Origin of the sequence: Stenotrophomonas sp. NA06056 (assembly GCF_013364355.1) — a bacterium.
In the GTDB taxonomy this organism is placed as follows: domain Bacteria; phylum Pseudomonadota; class Gammaproteobacteria; order Xanthomonadales; family Xanthomonadaceae; genus Stenotrophomonas.
Genome location: NZ_CP054931.1, coordinates 3,668,285 through 3,686,337, shown reverse-complemented (window position 1 = coordinate 3,686,337; position 18,053 = coordinate 3,668,285). Strand labels below are relative to the sequence as shown.

Sequence of the window (18,053 nt, the reverse complement as noted above, 5' to 3'; positions counted from 1 at the left end):
GATATCCCACGTCCGCCGGGCATGGCCAGGCGCTACCAGGACAGGTCAGCGTTTCGGCATCCGCACCATGCGGGTGCCGCTGGCGCGGTCGTGCCAGGTCAGGTGCTGGCGATCCACCAGCGCCCACCAGAAGCCCAATCCGCCCAGCAGCAGCGACAGCGTGCACACTGCGAACCGCAGCCACAACTGGCCGCGTCGCAGTGGCGCGCCGTCGCGTGATTCCAGCTTCAAGCGCCACGGGCGCATGCCCAATGTCTGCCCGCCACGCCGCCAGCTGGCTGTGGCATACCACCCGGTCATGCCCCAGCAGACGGCCCACAGCAGCCACTGCCATGCACTGAAAGGCGCGATGTTCTCGCGCTGCGCATGGCCGCTGAAGGTATAGGCCAGGGTGAACACGGTGCCGGCCAGCATCCACAGCGCCAGTACCGGCAACGCGTCATAGATCATCGCCAGCAGGCGCCACAGCAGCAGCGCGCGCGGGCGGGGCGTATCAGCGGCGGCGTGGGCCGCATCGGTAGCGGGGCTCGACATGTGCCGAGCATACGCAATGCTGGCCGTGCCCGCAGTTGGCCTCGTATCCTGCGTGCATGGCCGTCACTTCCACCCCCGCCGAACGTCGTCAGCTGGTCCAGCAGTTACCCGAGCTGCGCGGCGAGGACGGCCAGCGCATCCAGCGTTTCCTCGACGCGATCTGGGCCGAGCACGGCCTGGCCCGCGCCACGCTGGACAGCTATCGCCGCGACCTTGAAGGCCTGGCGCGCTGGTGCGATGGGCGCGACGGTGGTCTGGCCGGTGTTGAACGTGCCTGCCTGTTCGAGTACCTGGCGTGGCGCACCCGCCACAACTGGTCGCCGCGCAGCAATGCTCGGCTGTTGTCGGCGCTTCGTGCCTTCTTCGCCGACGCCGTGCGGCGTGGCGAACGCATCGAGGATCCCAGCGCACTGCTCGACCCGCCGAAGCTGCCACGGCTGCTGCCCAAGGCGCTGGCCGAGAGCCAGATCGATGCGCTGCTGGCGGCGCCGGATATCGACAGTCCGCTCGGCCTGCGCGACCGCGCCATGCTGGAGCTGATGTATGCCGCCGGGCTGCGCGTGAGCGAGCTGGTGCTGTTGCCCGCCACGGCGGTGAACCTGCGCCAGGGCGTGCTGCGGGTGACCGGCAAGGGCAGCAAGGAACGCCTGGTGCCGCTGGGCGAGGAGTCGCAGTACTGGCTGGAACGCTACCTGCAGCAGTCGCGACCGCAACTGGTGGGGAAGGGCAAGGTGCAGGCGCTGGCCGACGGGCAGACGCCCTTGTTCATCGAGCCGGCACTGCATGGATTGACCCGCCAGGCATTCTGGCACCTGGTAAAGCGCTACGCGGCGGTGGCCGGTATCGACCCGGCGCGGATCAGTCCGCATGGCCTGCGGCACAGCTTCGCCACGCACCTGCTGAACCGCGGCGCCGACCTGCGCGCGCTGCAGATGCTGCTGGGCCACAGCTCGCTGTCCACCACCCAGATCTACACGCTGGTCGCACGCGAGCACCTGCAGAAACTGCACGCCCGCCATCATCCACGCGGCTGAGCCCACGGCTGGATCCCTGCCGGGCCTGTGCGCGGCATCGCGGACCACTCAGGATGGCTGTGTCAGAATCCGAAGTCTTCCTTCTGCTGCGGACTGCTCCATGCTCCGATTCGCCATCGCCGCCGTGTTCGGCGCGCTCAGCCTGAGTGCCTGCGCCCAGCCGGCCCCGCCCGCCGCGAAGGCGCCCGTCGCAGCGGCGGCCAAGGCCGCTCCTGCCGCCACCGCCAATGCTCCGGCCGAGCAGGCCGTGCGCAAGGCCCTGACCGAACTCAACCCCGGCTTCCAGGTGGATTACATCGGTGCTGCACCTTTCCCGGGCTTCCGTGAAGTGGTGGTCTCCGGCCAGCTGCTGTACGTCTCTGACGACGGCCGTTACCTGTTCCAGTCGCAGCCCTACGACATCCGCGCCAAGAGCCCGGCCAACAGCGAAGGCCTGCTGGGTTACCGTCGTGACCTGCTGGCCAAGGCCAATCATGGTGACCGCATCGTGTTCGCCGCGCCGAACGCGAAATACACCATCAGCGTGTTCACCGACATCGAATGCGGTTATTGCCGCAAGCTGCACCAGGACATCGCCGAGCTCAACCGCAACGGCATCACCGTTGAATACCTGGCCTTCCCGCGCATGGGGCTGGGCAGCAAGGATTACACCGACATGATCTCGGTCTGGTGTGCGGCCGATCGTCGCCAGGCGCTGACCAATGCCAAGCGTGGTGGCACGGTGGCAGCGAAGAACTGCACCAACCCGGTGGCGATGCAGTACGCGCTGGGCCAGCAGTTGGGCGTGAACGGAACGCCGGCCATCTTCGCGCCGGATGGCACCCAGCTTGGCGGCTACCTGCCGCCGGCGCAGCTACGTGCCGCGTTGGAGAAGCTGTCGGCCAAGCGCTGATCGCGGCCGACCTTGTTTCTGTAGAGCCGAACGCATGCTCGGCTGATGTTTCCGCAGCCGAGCATGGGCTCGGCTCTACAGGCAGGAAGCCGGGGGCGCGCTGCACCCCCGGCATCTTTCTTACTTCAAGCCATCACTGACCGCCTTGGTCAGCGTGCCCTGCGCATCGTCGCCGCTGAACTCCCAGACGAACGCACCGCCCAGTCCCTGGGTCTTCACGTAGCCCATCTTGCGGGTGATGTTGGCCGGGGTATCGAAGCTCCACAGCGTGCTGCCGTTGTAGATCCAGGTGGCACCGGCGGTGTTGTCGGTGTAGCCCGGCCACGTCAGGTTCTTCAGCACCTTCCAGTCTTCGATGCCGGCTTCATACGTACCCGGAGCAGCGCCAGTGGCGGTCTGGTACAGGCCATTGTTGGCGTTGGCCACGCCGGTCCAGCCACGCCCGTAGTAGCCGATGCCCAGGTTGAGCTTGGCGGCCGGAACGCCGCGACTGATGAAAGCCTCGATGGCGTCGTTGCTGTTGTAGAGCTTCTGGTCGCCGGTGGACGGATCACTCGGCGAATCGAACAGTGCCGACTGGTGATTGGTCTTCGCATCCCACGCACCGTGGAAGTCGTAGGTCATCACGTTGATGTAGTCCAGGTACGGGTGGTACGCGGCCGGATCGGTGACACGGATCTTGTCGATGCCGGCGCCGACTGCCACCGTCAGCAGCAGACCCGGACGCACCGCATCGAGCTGGCGACGGAATTCGGCCATCAGCGCGGTGAAGTTGGCATTGTCCTCGGGCGTGCCGCAGGCGATACCGCAGGCCACCGGGTATTCCCAGTCGATGTCGATACCGTCGAACACACCCAGGGCTGCACCGGGGCCACCGGCACCGTCGGTCACCGGCAGGTTGCCCTTGATGTAGGCGTCGATGCACGAGGCGACAAAGGCCTGGCGGTTGGCCGGTTGCGCTGCGCTGGAGAAGCCGCGCGACCAGGTCCAGCCACCCAGCGAGATCAGCACCTTCATGCCCGGGTACTTGGCCTTGAGCTGCTTGAGCTGGTTCCAGTTGCCGCGCAGCGGCTGGTCCCAGGTATCGGCGCTGCCGCTCACGCTTTCGCCGGCACCGAAGGCCTTGGTGTAATCGGCGAACGCATCGCCGCCCACGCCGGTGTTCGGATCCGATGCCTGGGTCACGCCCACTTCGCAGCGGTTGTTGCGCACGTTGCCGAAGGCGTAGTTGATGTGGGTCAGCCGCGCGGCCGAACCGCTGCTGTCGATGTTCTTGACCCGGTAGTTGCGGCCATAGATGCCCCACTGGGTGAAGTAGCCGATGACACGCTTGCCGGTGGTGCCGCCGTCGCCGGCCAGGGTGCTGGCGGTCACCGCCGTGCCCTGTGCGGAGGCATTGCCGGCGTTGTCGCGGGCACGCACGCGGTAGCTGTAGCTGGTGGAGGCGGTCAGCCCGCCATCGACATAGCTGGCGCTGGACGGTGAACCGACCAGGCTGCCGTTGCGGTACACGTCGTAACCGGCCAGGCCGCTGCCGCCGGTGTTGTCGGTGGACGGGCTCCAGCTCAGCGCGATGCTGTTGGCGGTGCGGGTGCCCACGGCCAGGCCGCCCGGCACGCTGGGCGCGGTGGTATCGCCACTGGCCGCGTTGACGGTGATGGTGATGGTCGCGGTGCTGGCGGTGGCGTTGTTGTTGTCGGTGGCGACCGCGCGCAGGGTGTGGCTGCCAGCGCTGGCGTTGGCCCAGCTGGCGCTGTACGGCGCGCTGGTGTCGACACCCAGCGAACTGCCATCGCGGAAGAACTCGACCTTGCTGACGCTGCCGTCCGCATCACTGGCATTGGCGGTCACGTTGACCGTGCTGCCGGCGCTGAAGGTGGCGCCGTTGGCCGGCGAGGTCAGGCTGACCACCGGCGGCTGGTTGGCGCCGCTGCCGTCGCAGGCCCCGAGGTTGGTGTAGTAGGGCGCCCCGGCTGGATGGTCCGGCGGCGCGTTCCAGATGTCCTGGTTCGCCCGGTAGAGGACGCCTCCTTTCTGCAGGGTATCGCCACTCCGGTAGATCTTGGCCTGGTCCCATTCGGCCACGCCGGCACAGCTGGCGGCCTGGGCCAGGCCGGGCAGGGCAACGGCCCCGGCGAGGGCCAGCAACCAGGCCAGACGGCGCGGGCGACAGCGATGAAGGGAAGGGTGGGCACTGCGTACATCGGCACTCTGCACAAGCGGGTCGTACATGGTGTGTCTCCGATCGATGGTTGGCGCACGGGCCACGACGGCGCCGCACGTAACGCAGGGTCCGGACATCGCCCGGGAAGGCGACGGAGGGGGCGGACGGAGGTACCTGGTGGGCCGGGGAGAGAGTCCGGCGCCAGGTGGGGACAACGTTGTCATCAATTGCGTGGTCAATCCGTGAGCGAGTGCATGGTTCGGGGATTTGGGCGAGAGCGGCGCTGGCGCGCGGTCGGCGGCCATCGGCGGAGCCCCCTCGTGGTTGGGGCTGGAGCAGGTTCCGGAGTTGGGCCGGGCGGGGGGGGTCATGCGGGGACGCCGTGAACCCATCCATGGGGGCTTGGCCGCGGCATCCATGCCGCGGACACTCCGCCTGACCCCACCCGCCCGGCCCCCGACAGGTTCATGCGGGCGCCAGCCACGAAAGACGAACAAAAAATCAAAAGCAAACGCCGGTCGCTTCGCTCTCATCCACGCATGGCGTGGATCTACCCGTTCCCGGGACCGCCAGTAGATCCACGCCATGCGTGGATGGATCCATCAGGCATCGCAACAAGTCCAGGGTCAGAGCCCGTTGCGAAACAACGGGCTCCGACCCCGTGCCGTTCCGGCAGATCGCAGAAATCTGTCGAGGGTGGGGTGGTGGGGGCCAGCAGGACCGTTGGCGCCATGGATGGCGCCATCGAGCCCCCATGGATGGGTTTACGGCGTGTCCTGCTGGCCCCCACCGCCCCGCCCAGCCCACAGCAATCCAGCGGTTGCTTTGGCTTTGGCCGTTGCCGTTGCCGTTGCTTCGGCTCTGCCTCTGCCTCTGGCTCTGGCCTCTGCGGGTGCCGGGCGCCGCCCGGCCGAAGCCTCCCCCCGCTTCCGGTACAATGTCGGGCCCGTTTCCCAACTACGGTTCCCCGGACATGATGGTCCTTGAGGGCGCGCCCGCCCTGTCGCCGTTCCGCCGCGAACGTCTTGAATCCCGCCTGCAGTCCATCGCTCCCTCCCTGCGCATCAGCGGTGCCTGGCACGTCTACTTCGTGCAGGCCGAGGGCACTGCCGCCCCCGACATCGATACCCTGTGCCGCATTCTGGAAGCCCGCCCGCAGTCCGAAGCGGTCGCTGACGGGGCGGTCAGCCGCATTGTGGTGCCGCGCCTGGGCACGCTGTCGCCGTGGTCGAGCAAGGCCACCGAACTGGTGCGCGGTGCTGGCCAGCCGGTGAGCCGGGTCGAGCGCGGTCTGCGCATCGACGTGCAGGGTTGGCCGGCCGATGCCGCCGCCCAGCAGGCGCTGGTCAAGGTGCTGCACGACCCGATGACGCAGTCGGTGCTGGAGACCGTCGATCAGGGCCAGTCCCTGTTCTCGACCCCGGCCCGTGGTGAACTGGAGCGGGTGCCGGTGGACCAGCTGGAGGCTGCCAACCAGCGCCTCGGCCTGGCCATGGCGCAGGACGAGATCGACTACCTGCGCGAGCGCTTCACCGCGCTGGGCCGGTCACCGTCGGATGTGGAACTGATGATGTTCGCGCAGGCCAATTCCGAGCACTGCCGCCACAAGATCTTCAATGCCAGCTGGACCATCGACGGCCAGGAGCAGGACCGTTCGCTGTTCCGGATGATCAAGAACACCCACCAGCAGACCCCGCAGCACACGCTCAGTGCGTATAGCGACAATGCGGCGGTGATCGAAGGCCATCCGGCCTCGCGCTATCGCCCGGATCCGGCCAGTGGCGAGTACCGCCGCGAACCGCAGGTGCCCAGCGCGTTCCAGATCAAGGTGGAAACGCACAACCACCCGACCGCGATCGCGCCGTTCCCGGGCGCATCGACCGGCGCCGGTGGTGAAATCCGCGACGAAGGTGCAACCGGTCGTGGCGGCAAGCCGAAGGCCGGCCTGAGCGGTTTCTCGGTCTCGCACCTGCGCATCCCCGAGCTGCCACAGCCGTGGGAGGCGCCGCGTGCGCTGAACCCGCGGATGGCCCCGGCACTGGAAATCATGACCGACGGCCCGCTGGGCGGCGCGGCGTTCAACAACGAGTTCGGCCGGCCGGCCCTGCTTGGCTACTTCCGCAGCTTTGAGCTGCCGGAAGGCGCTGATCTGGTGCGCGCCTACGACAAGCCGATCATGCTGGCCGGTGGCCTCGGTGCCATCGATCGCGTGCAGGTCGACAAGATCCTGCTGCAGGACGGCGATGCCGTGATCGTGCTCGGCGGCCCGGCGATGCTGATCGGCCTCGGCGGCGGTGCCGCCAGTTCGGTCGCCTCCGGTGAAAGCGCCGAGGACCTGGACTTCGCCAGCGTGCAGCGCGACAACCCGGAAATGGAGCGTCGCTGCCAGGAGGTCATCGACCGCTGCGTGGCGATGGGTGCCAACAACCCGATCAAGTTCTTCCACGACGTCGGTGCGGGTGGCCTGTCCAACGCCATTCCCGAACTGCTGCACGATTCCGGCGTGGGCGGCATCATCGACCTGGGCAAGGTGCCCACCGACGATCCGTCGCTGTCGCCGATGCAGCTGTGGTGCAACGAGTCGCAGGAGCGCTACGTGCTCGGTGTGGCGCAGGAGCGCCTGGCCGAATTCGCCGCGCTGTGCGCACGCGAGCGCTGCCCGTTCGCTGCGGTCGGTGTCGCCACCGCAGCGGAACATCTGGTGGTGGCCTATGGCGCCGTGCCGGGCAACATTCCGGCCGACGCGCCAATCGACCTGCCGATGGACGTGCTGTTCGGCAAGCCGCCGAAGATGCACCGTGATACCGCGCACCCGCCGGCACCGCGCTGGCCGGCGCTGAAGACCGGTGGCCTGGATCTGCAGGAAGCCGGTCTGCGCGTGCTCGCGCACCCGACCGTGGCCTCCAAGAACTTCCTGGTCACCATCGGTGACCGCAGCGTGGGCGGCCTGACCGCGCGCGAACAGATGGTCGGCCCGTGGCAGCTGCCGGTGGCCGACGTGGCGATCACCCTGGCCGATTTCGACGGCGTGGCCGGTGAGGCGATGGCGCTGGGTGAACGCACGCCGTTGGCGCTGCTGGATGCGGCGGCCTCAGCCCGCATGGCCGTCGGCGAAGCACTGACCAACCTGTGCGCGGCCCCGGTCGACGCACTGGATGAAATCAAGCTGTCGGCAAACTGGATGGCCGCTGCAGGCCACCCGGGCGAAGACGCGCTGCTGTACGACGCAGTAAAGGCAGTGGGCATGGAACTGTGCCCGCAGCTGGACATCAGCATCCCGGTGGGCAAGGACTCGCTGTCGATGCAGGCGCAGTGGCACGACCAGGGCGAGGCGCACAAGAGCGTGTCGCCGGTGTCGCTGGTGATCACCGCGTTCGCGCCGGTAGCCGATGCACGCCAGCAGCTGACCCCGCTGCTGGATCGCGATATCGACAGCGAGCTGTGGTTGATCGGCCTCGGTGCTGGCAAGCAGCGCCTGGGCGGTTCGATCCTGGCCCAGGTGCACGCCGACCACGGTGACCTGCCGGCCTTCGCCGGTGCCGCTCCGGACCTGGATGACCCGCAGCGCCTGCGGGGCTTCTTCGAGCTGATCCGCGATGCGCGCCAGGCCGGCCTGTTGCGCGCGTACCACGACCGCAGCGACGGTGGTGCGTTCGCTGCCCTGTGCGAAATGGCCTTCACCTCGCGCCTGGGCCTGGACATCACCCTCGATGCCTGGGGCGATGACCCGTTCCGCAGCCTGTTCAATGAAGAGCTGGGCGCCGTGGTGCAGATTGCCCGCGAAGACCGCGCCGCGTTCGCCGATCTGGTCGAGCGCCACGCCCTTACCGAGTGCGCGCAGCGCATCGCCAAGCCGACCACCGCGCCGGTCGTACGGGTGTCGCTGGGTGGTGACTCGCTGGCCGAATGGCGCTGGGAAGCGTTGTTCGATGCCTGGTGGTCGGTCACCCACGCCATGCAGAAGCGCCGCGACAATCCGGCCAATGCCGATGCCGAGCGCGAGATCGCCCGTGCCTTCACCGCGCCGGGCCTGAAGCCGAAGCTGAGCTTCGACCTCAATGAGGATGTCGCCGCACCGTTCGTGCAGACCGGTGCACGCCCGCGCGTGGCCGTGCTGCGCGAACAGGGTGTCAACGGTCAGATCGAGATGGCCAACATCTTCGAACGTGCCGGCTTCCGTGCATTCGACGTGCACATGAGCGACCTCATCGAAGGCCGCGTGGCGCTGCAGGATTTCACCGGTCTGGTCGCCTGCGGCGGCTTCAGCTACGGCGACGTGCTCGGTGCCGGCCGCGGCTGGGCGACCTCGATCCTCGAGCGCACTGCGCTGCGCGATGCCTTCGCCGCGTTCTTCGCGCGCGATGACAGCTTCGCCCTGGGCGTGTGCAACGGCTGCCAGATGATGAGCCAGCTGAAGGGCATCATCCCCGGTGCCGAACACTGGCCGCAGTTCCGTCGCAATGCCAGCGAGCAGTTCGAAGCCCGCACCGCGCTGCTGGAAGTGGTGGAGTCACCGTCGATCCTGCTGCGTGGCATGGCCGGTTCGCGCCTGCCGGTGGCAGTGGCGCATGGCGAAGGCCAGGCGGTGTTCGACAACACCGTCGACCAGGCCACCGCCCGCGTCGCGCTGCGCTACATCGACGGCAACGGCAACGTCGCCAGCCAGTATCCGCTGAATCCGAACGGCTCGCCCGACGGCATCACCGGCCTGACCAGCACCGACGGCCGGGTGACCATCATGATGCCGCACCCGGAGCGCACCCCGCGCGCGCTCAACCTGAGCTGGGCCCCGTCCGAGTGGCAGGGCGATTCACCGTGGATGCGCATGTTCCGCAACGCGCGGGTGTGGTGCGGCTGATCGCACACGCGTTGCGCAGCTGACGATGCCATTGCGTATGGAAACCCGCCGGGAAACCGGCGGGTTTTTCTTTTTGAATACGGAAACTCCTGTACTGGCCATCAGTTACATGCGTTTTCATATGTGTGAATTTCCTCACGCATGCCTAACAAAATACGTACATAAACAAGTGAAATAGTGAACTGCTTCACGGCAATGGCATTTGCTGCGTCAAAGTCTTGACGATTCGCAAAGATGCCGTTAACACTTGACCCCCGTTTCAAATCTGTTCATCCCGCAGTAACCGCACGGCGCATGCGCTCGGTTTTCTGTCCCTGCGCGCCGTTCGGCAATACCCCGCAGTAAATCACGCGAATAACGCCCCCAGGGGACGTTGAACCACGAAGGTTCGGCGGTGGCGTTGCTTTGCCCAAAACCAGTCCAATCAGGAGCCGTACCGATGAATCGGATTTATCGCAAGGTCTGGAACAAAGCATTGGGTCAGTTGGTGGTGGCCTCGGAACTGGCCTCTTCCGGCTCATCAGGCGGGGTCGTCGACCAGCGCCGCAGTGCGACGGATGCCGCGCCGGCACGACTGGCCGCAGCGTTGGCCTTGGCAATGGGATTGGGCATGACCGGCATCGCCTCGGCGCAGTCGGTCGAGATTGGCGGCAGCGCGAACTGCGTGGTGCTCAACAGCAAGGTGGTGGACAAGTGCGCGGTCGATGGCACTGCCAGCGCCAAGGGCAGCAATGCCGTGGCGATCGGTGCGGGTACCAGCGCTACCGGTGCCAACAGCGTGGCACTCGGCGCCGGTTCCAAGGCAGCGCGCGCCAACACCGTCTCTGTCGGTGATGCCGGCAAGGAACGGCAGGTGACCAACGTCGCCGCCGGTACCGCCGCCACCGATGCGGTGAACAAGGCGCAGCTGGATGCACAGGCGCGCGCCACGCAGGCGGCGCTTGCGCAGGCGGCTGCCGAGGGCAGCCGTTATTTCAAGGCCGATGGCGCTGGTGACAACAGCGACGCGGCGAAGATCGATGGCGACGGTGCGATTGCCGTGGGCAGCGGCAGCCAGTCGTTGGCCAATGCCACTACCGCCGTGGGTACGCAGGCCATTGCGGCGGGCGTCGGAGCCAGTGCCTTTGGCCAGAACGCGCTCGCCTTCGGTGATGCCAGCGTGGTGGTCGGGCAGAGCGCGGCCGCATTCGGCCTGGGCGACACCGCTGTTGGTGCGCATGCCGTTGCCGCCAGCGAGAACGGCGCAGCGACCGCATTGGGTGCACTGTCCGAAGCCAGCGCCGATGGCGCCACGGCAGTGGGCGCAGGCGCGGTGGCGATGGGCCCCGGCAGCACCTCGCTGGGCCGCGGTGCGACCGCTGCCAACGAAGCGTCGATTGCCGTTGGTGCATTCAGCACGGCGGTGGGCGAGTACAGCACTGCGCTGGGTTCCAATTCGGCCGCCGTGGCCACCGGCAGCGTGGCGCTGGGCGCCGGCTCGCTGGCTGATCGCGTGGACACCGTTTCGGTGGGTGCGGTCGACTATGGCCTGACCCGGCAGATCACCAGTGTTGCCGCAGGTACCGAAGATACCGATGCGGTCAACGTCGGCCAGTTGAGGAATGTGGCAGCGGTAGCCGATACCACCGCCAAGCGCTTCCAGGCCACCGGCAGCAGCAACAGCGATGCTGGTGCATTGGCCGAAGGAGAGGACGCGCTCGCCGCAGGCGAAGCCGCCAATGCGATCGGCAACGGCACGACCGCCGTCGGTGCAGGTGCGACCGCCGTCGCGCAGAACGCCACTGCGGTCGGCAACAACGCGCTGGCGTCGGGCCAGAACAGTGCGGCCTTCGGCAACAACGCACAGGCCGTCGGTCCGGGCAGCGTCGCTGTTGGCGGTGCTGCGGTGGATGCCGATGGCAATCCGCTGATCACCAGTGGTGGCGTGCCGGTAGAGACCGGTGCCACCAGTGCCGGCGTTGGCGGTACCGCCGTCGGTGCCAGCGCCGATGCCGGTGGTTTCGCCGCGTCGGCGTACGGTGTCGGCGCCTATGCGGCAGGCGCGCAGTCCTCGGCGTTCGGTGCGGTCTCCAATGCCATCGGCGACTACTCCACGGCTGTCGGTACGCAGAGCAACGCTACCGGTACCAGCAGCGTTGCCATCGGTGGTCCGGCCGACCTGATCCCGGGCCTGGGTTTCTTCGTGCAGACCCAGGCCAGTGGTGAAGCGGCCACGGCCGTCGGTGCCGGTGCGATTGCAAGCGGCGACCATGCCGTGGCCAACGGCAGCCTGACCGAGGCCTCCGGTGCGGAGTCGGTCGCGGTGGGCTACTTCGCCTATGCGCCGGGCGAGAACGCCAGCGCACTGGGTGCGCAGACCTGGGCCAGTGGCGCGCAGAGCACTGCCGTTGGCTACTACGCCACCGCGCGCGGTGCCAACAGCGTTGCACTGGGTGCGAATTCCGAAGCGGTGCGCGCCAACAGCGTGGCCGTGGGCAGCGCCGGCAACGAGCGGCAGATCACCAGCGTGGCGGCAGGCAGCGAAGCCACCGATGCAGTGAACAAGGCGCAGCTGGATGCAGTGGCCAGTACCGCCGACACCACCGCGCGCTTCTTCCAGGCACAGCCGGAAAGCGGCAGCGATGCCGGTGCGTATGCAGAAGGCGAGGGTGCCGTGGCGGCGGGTTCGGCCAGCAACGCCATCGGTGCCGGTGCGCTGGCGCAGGGGGCGGGCGCAACAGCCATGGGCGCCGACAGCGTGGCACTGGGCCGCAACACCTTCGCCGACGGTGACGGTGCGGTAGCCGTGGGCGGGCTGGGCCAGGCGTACGACGAATACAACCAGCCGCTGCTGGATGACCAAGGCAACCCGGTGCAGGTCGGCACCACCGCTTCGGCCGGTTCAACCGCCGTCGGCAATGCCGCGCAGGCGACCGGTGCCAGCAGCAGCGCCTTCGGCAATGCGGCACAGGCCACTGGTGACAACAGCTTCGCAGCGGGCGGCAAGTCGCGCGCTACCGGCAGCTATGCCGTCGCCATTGGCGACAGCGCCTTTGCCAAGGCCGACGACAGCACCGCGGTGGGTGGCTACAGCACCGCCAGCGAAGAGGGGGCCACCGCGTTCGGTGCCGGCGCTTGGGCCACCGGCCGCAATGCCTCGGCGTTCGGCCCTGCGGCATGGGCCAGTGCCAATGGCGCCACCTCCATCGGCTACAACAGCTGGGCCAACGGCATCAGCTCCACCGCTGTCGGCCGCGGCGCCTTCAGCTATGGCGACAACAGTGTTGCGCTGGGCTTCCAGGCGTTGGGCAACAGCATCAACAGCATCGCCATCGGCACCAACACGGTGGCCGGCGGTGAAAGTGCGATCGCCCTGGGCGCGGGCAGCACGGCCAGTGGCAACAACGCGGTTGCACTGGGTGCCGGTTCGGTGGCCAGCCGTGACCGCAGCGTCTCGGTGGGCAGTGCCGGCAATGAACGCCAGGTCACCAACGTGGCGGCGGGCAGCCAGGCCACCGACGCGGTGAACAAGGCGCAGCTCGATGCGGTTGCCGCCAGTGCGGCAACCACCAGCAAGTACTTCCAGGCCAGCGGCAGCGACGACAGCGATGCCGGTGCCTACGTGGAAGGTGACAACGCGCTGGCCGCCGGCGAATCGGCCAACGCCATCGGCAACGGCGCAACCGCCCTGGGCAGTGGTGCCAATGCGCTGGCCAGCAATGCACAGGCCATCGGCTTCAATGCGCTGGCCAGCGCGGCCAATGCCAGCGCCATCGGTGCCAATGCACAGGCGACCGGCGAATACGCCACCGCGCAGGGTGCCGAGAGCGAAGCCAGCGGCGAGCAGAGTGCAGCCTTCGGTGCGGCCTCGGTAGCCAGCGGCGCCGGCAGTACCGCCACCGGTGTGCTGTCCGAGGCCAGCGGCGAAGAAGCCGTGGCGGTGGGCTACTTCAGCAATGCCAGCGGTGAGGCCGCCACGGCGGTCGGCAGTGAAAGCGTGGCCAGCGGCACCGCGTCGGCGGCGTTCGGCATCGGCGCAGAAGCGACCGGCGGCTACAGCACCGCCATCGGTGGTTACGCCAACGCATCGGCCTTCAACGCCACCGCCTTCGGCAACTTCGCCAACGCCTCCGGTTCCAACAGCGTGGCGCTTGGCGGCGATTCGGAAGCGTCCGGTGCCTACAGCACCGCGACCGGTCAGGGCAGTCTGGCCACCGGCACCAATGCCGTCGCCGTGGGTGGTTCGTTGTTCGGCCTGCTGGCGACCGAAGCATCCGGCGACTATTCCACCGCAGTCGGTGGCGGCGCCTATGCGCCGGGCATCAACAGCACCGCGCTGGGCAATGCGGCTGAATCGCGCGGCGCCAACAGCGTGGCGCTGGGTGCCGATTCGATTGCCGACCGCGACAACACGGTATCGGTAGGCGGTGGCGGCAACACCCGTCAGATCACCAACGTGGCCGCCGGTACCCTGGGTACCGACGCGGTGAACAAGGATCAGCTGGACGCCGTGGCCGCCGAAGGCGCGAAGACCAGCAAGTACTTCCAGGCCAGCGGCAGTGCCGACAGTGATGCCGGTGCCTACGTGGAAGGTGACAACGCACTGGCTGCCGGTGAAGCGGCCAATGCGATCGGCAACGGGGCCACCGCACTGGGCAGCGGTGCAACGGCCGTGGCAGCGAACGCGACCGCCGTTGGCTTCAACACGCTTGCGACCGGTACCAATGCTGCCGCGGTTGGCAGCAACGCACAGGCCACCGGCGAAGACAGTGCGGCGCTCGGCAACGGCGCAGTCGCCAGTGGCATCAGTGCCACCGCTACCGGCACCGCCGCACAGGCCAGCGGCGTCTACAGCACCGCCAACGGTGCGGAGGCTGTCGCCAGCGGTGCGCAATCGCTGGCCAGTGGTTTCCGCAGTGCGGCCTCGGCCGATGGCACCACCGCCATCGGTGGCTACAGCGAAGCCAGCGGTCGCCTCGGCACCGCGTTGGGCTACGGCTCGGCGGCGACCGGTGCCAACACCACGGCTGTCGGCTTCGGTGCGGCAGCGGCAGGCAGCGGCGCGGTCGCGGTCGGTCAATCCAGCGAAGCCAGTGGCGCAGAGAGTGTCGCCATCGGTGGCAGCACCTTCTTCGGCCTGATCCCGTCGCGTGCCAGCGGTACCGGTGCAGCGGCCTTCGGCGCCGGTGCCTGGGCCACCGACGACTACGCCACTGCCATCGGCTGGAACTCGTGGGCCGATGGCGCCGAGTCGACCGCGCTGGGTGCCAGCGCTACGGCCAATGGAGCCAACAGCGTGGCGCTCGGCGCAGGCTCCAAGGCTGACCGTGACAACACCGTGGCCGTCGGCAGCGCAGGCAGCGAACGCCAGGTCACCCACGTCGCCGCGGGCACTGAAGGCACCGATGCGGTCAACAAGAACCAGCTCGATGCCGTCGCTGCCACGGCAGACAAGACCAGCAAGTACTTCCAGGCCAGTGGCAGTGCCGACAGTGATGCCGGTTCCTACGTGGAAGGTGACAACGCGCTGGCTGCCGGTGAAGCGGCCAATGCGATCGGCAGCGGTGCCACCGCACTCGGCAGTGGTGCCACGGCGGTAGCCGCGAACGCCACCGCCGTGGGCTTCAACACGCTTGCGACCGGTACCAATGCGGCCGCGGTTGGCAGCAACGCACAGGCCACCGGCGAAGACAGTGCGGCGCTCGGCAACGGCGCGGTCGCCAGTGGCATCAGTGCCACCGCTACCGGCACCGCCGCACAGGCCAGCGCCGTCTACAGCACCGCCAACGGTGCGGAGGCTGTCGCCAGCGGTGCGCAATCGCTGGCCAGTGGTTTCCGCAGTGCGGCCTCGGCCGATGGCACCACCGCCATCGGTGGCTACAGCGAAGCCAGCGGGCGTCTCGGCACTGCGCTGGGCTACGGCTCGGCGGCGACCGGTGCCAACACCACGGCTGTCGGTTTCGGTGCAGCAGCGGCAGGCAGCGGCGCGGTCGCCGTCGGTCAATCCAGCGAAGCCAGTGGCGCAGAGAGTGTCGCCATCGGTGGCAGCACCTTCTTCGGCCTGATCCCCTCGCGTGCCAGCGGTACCGGTGCGGCGGCCTTCGGCGCCGGTGCCTGGGCTACCGACGACTACGCCACCGCCATCGGCTGGAACTCGTGGGCTGATGCGGCAGACAGCACCGCGCTGGGTGCCAGCGCTACGGCCAGTGCTGCCAACAGCGTCGCTCTTGGTGCGGGTTCGAAGGCGGACCGTGCCAACACGGTGGCCGTCGGCAGTGCCGGCGGCGAACGCCAGGTGACCCATGTTGCCGCTGGCACCGAGACCACTGACGCGGTGAACAAGGGCCAGCTGGATGCAGTGGCCAGTGTCGCCGACAAGACCAGCAAGCACTTCCAGGCCAGCGGCAGTGCCGACAGTGATGCCGGTGCCTACGTGGAAGGTGACAACGCGCTGGCTGCGGGTGAAGCAGCCAATGCGATCGGTAACGGCGCCAGTGCACTCGGCAGCGGTGCCACCGCAGTCGCGGCCAACGCTACGGCGGTCGGCTTCAATGCACTGGCCAGCGGCGCCAACGGCGCTGCGCTGGGCAATGCGTCACAGGCCACCGGCGTCGACAGCGTTGCACTGGGCAGTGGTGCCGCCGCGACCGAGCTTGGCGCCAGCGCCACCGGTGCTGGTGCACAGGCCAAGGGTGCCTACAGCACCGCCAGCGGCGCGCAGTCTGTCGCCAGCGGCACGCAGTCGCAGGCCAGTGGCTTCCGTGCCACGGCCACGGCTGATGGCGCTTCGGCGATCGGTGCCTACGCCGAGGCCAGTGGCCGTCTCGGTACCGCGGTGGGCTATGGCGCCAAGGCCGCAGGCGGTAACGGAACGGCCCTCGGTGTCAGTGCCCAGGCCAACGGGGCCAACAGCGTCGCCTTGGGCGGCGGCTCGGTGGCCGACCGTGCCTACACGGTGTCGGTGGGCAACAGCGGCTTCAACCGGCAGGTCACCAATGTCGCCAACGGCACCGAGTGGAACGACGCAGTCAATCGAGGCCAGCTGGATGTGGTCGCGTTCACGGCCAACACCACCAATCGCTACTTCCGAGGCAACGGCAGTGGAACCGCGAGCGCAGTAGGTACCGACTCGGTGGCGATGGGTTCGACTGCCACCGCCGTCGGCGCACGCAGCATCGCGTTGGGCAGCAACGCCACGGTTCCCGCCAGCGGTGCGATTGCCGTGGGTGCCAACACCGGTGCGACCGGCGTCAACTCGGTGGCTCTGGGTACGGGCGCGGTCGCTCTGGAGGCCAACGTGGTCTCGGTGGGCAACAGTACCGGCACAAACGGCCCGACCCGGCGCCGCATCGTCAACGTCGCCGACGGCCGCATTGCTGCCGGCAGCAGCGATGCCGTGACCGGTTCACAGCTCAACGTCACCAACCAGCGCGTGGGCGCGGTGGAAACCCGGGTCGGAGATTTCGACTCGCGCATCGCCACCGTTGAAACCAGCGCGGCCAGTTCGGTCGGCTACGACGATGCCAGCCGCGACCGCCTGACCCTGGCCGGTATCCAGGGCACCACCATCGACAACGTCGGCGCCGGCAGCATTGCGTCCGGCAGCCGCCAGGCGATCAACGGTGGGCAGTTGTTCCAGTCGCTCAGCGATGCCGCCAGCTTCCTCGGCGGCGGTGCCAGCGTCGGCATGCAGGGGGTGTTCGTTGCGCCGAACTATGTGATCCAGGGTTCCACCTACAGCAACGTCGGCGACGCACTGGGCGCACTGGACCGCAAGGTCAGCGAGATCGATCGTCGCACCGCCAGCGGCACGCGTTCCGGCGCGGCCAGCCTGCGTGCGATGGCCGCTCCGCTGGACGCCGACGCGGCCAGCGCGGCCACGGCTTCGGCCACCGCCGATGCGGGCCTGGCGGATGGCGGGTCGGCCACGGCCCGAGTGCAGGGCACGCCGACCGCCGCCAGCGCAGGCAATGCACAGCCGGCACTGGTCGCAGGCGGTGGCATCAACGCTGTCGCGATGGGGGATGGTGCCGTCGCCAGCGGTGCATCGTCCACCGCGGTCGGCCAGGGCGCGAGCGCAACGGCCGCCAATGCGGTGGCACTGGGCCAGGGCTCGGTTGCCGATCGCGCCAACACCGTCTCGGTCGGCAGCGAGGGCAACGAACGCCAGGTCACCAACGTGGCGGCCGGTACCACCGCAACCGATGCGGTCAACAAGGGCCAGCTGGACCGCGGCATCACCACCGCCAACAGCTACACCGACAGCCGCGTGCAGGCAGTCAGCGACAGCTTCGATGTGTTCAAGGGCGAAGTCGATGGACGCCTGCGCCACATGGATCGCCGTATCGACCGCCAGGGCGCGATGAGCTCGGCGATGCTCAACATGGCCACCAGTGCCGCCGGCATCCGTACCCAGAACCGGGTTGGCGTAGGCATTGGTTTCCAGGGTGGCGAGTCGGCCATGTCGCTGGGCTACCAGCGCGCGATCAGCGATCGCGCCACGGTCACCATCGGTGGTGCCTTCAGCAGTGATGACAGCTCGGTCGGCGTCGGTGCCGGCTTCGGCTGGTAAGTGCGCAACAACGTGCCGGT

Annotated in this window: 6 protein-coding genes; 4 read left to right on the top strand and 2 right to left on the bottom strand. The window is 68.3% G+C overall.

Translation table 11 applies throughout. The annotated features are described in order from the left end of the window. Positions 1-45: 45 nt before the first annotated feature. Positions 46-534 carry an RDD family protein gene (locus HUT07_RS16640; RefSeq protein WP_176021832.1) on the bottom strand — a complete coding sequence of 163 codons (489 nt, stop codon included), beginning with the start codon at positions 532-534 and terminating at the stop codon, positions 46-48. Positions 535-590: 56 nt separating this feature from the next. Between HUT07_RS16640 and xerD the strand changes: the two genes are divergently transcribed. After that, complete coding sequence (gene xerD / locus HUT07_RS16635; protein WP_176021831.1) at positions 591-1,568, top strand: site-specific tyrosine recombinase XerD; 978 nt, start codon at positions 591-593, stop codon at positions 1,566-1,568. Positions 1,569-1,668: 100 nt separating this feature from the next. Then, positions 1,669-2,460, top strand: a complete 792-nt coding sequence (locus tag HUT07_RS16630; protein ID WP_176021830.1) for a thioredoxin fold domain-containing protein — start codon at positions 1,669-1,671, stop codon at positions 2,458-2,460. 120 nt (positions 2,461-2,580) lie between these two features. Here the strand turns inward: HUT07_RS16630 and HUT07_RS16625 are convergent, their stop codons facing one another. After that, complete coding sequence (locus tag HUT07_RS16625) at positions 2,581-4,692, bottom strand: glycosyl hydrolase family 18 protein (protein ID WP_176021829.1); 2,112 nt, start codon at positions 4,690-4,692, stop codon at positions 2,581-2,583. Positions 4,693-5,597: 905 nt separating this feature from the next. Between HUT07_RS16625 and purL the strand changes: the two genes are divergently transcribed. Further along, positions 5,598-9,482 carry a phosphoribosylformylglycinamidine synthase gene (purL, locus tag HUT07_RS16620; protein WP_176021828.1) on the top strand — a complete coding sequence of 1,295 codons (3,885 nt, stop codon included), beginning with the start codon at positions 5,598-5,600 and terminating at the stop codon, positions 9,480-9,482. Between the two features lie 439 nt (positions 9,483-9,921). Next, positions 9,922-18,033, top strand: coding sequence for an ESPR-type extended signal peptide-containing protein (locus HUT07_RS16615; RefSeq protein WP_176021827.1), 8,112 nt, complete (start codon positions 9,922-9,924; stop codon positions 18,031-18,033). Positions 18,034-18,053: the final 20 nt, after the last annotated feature.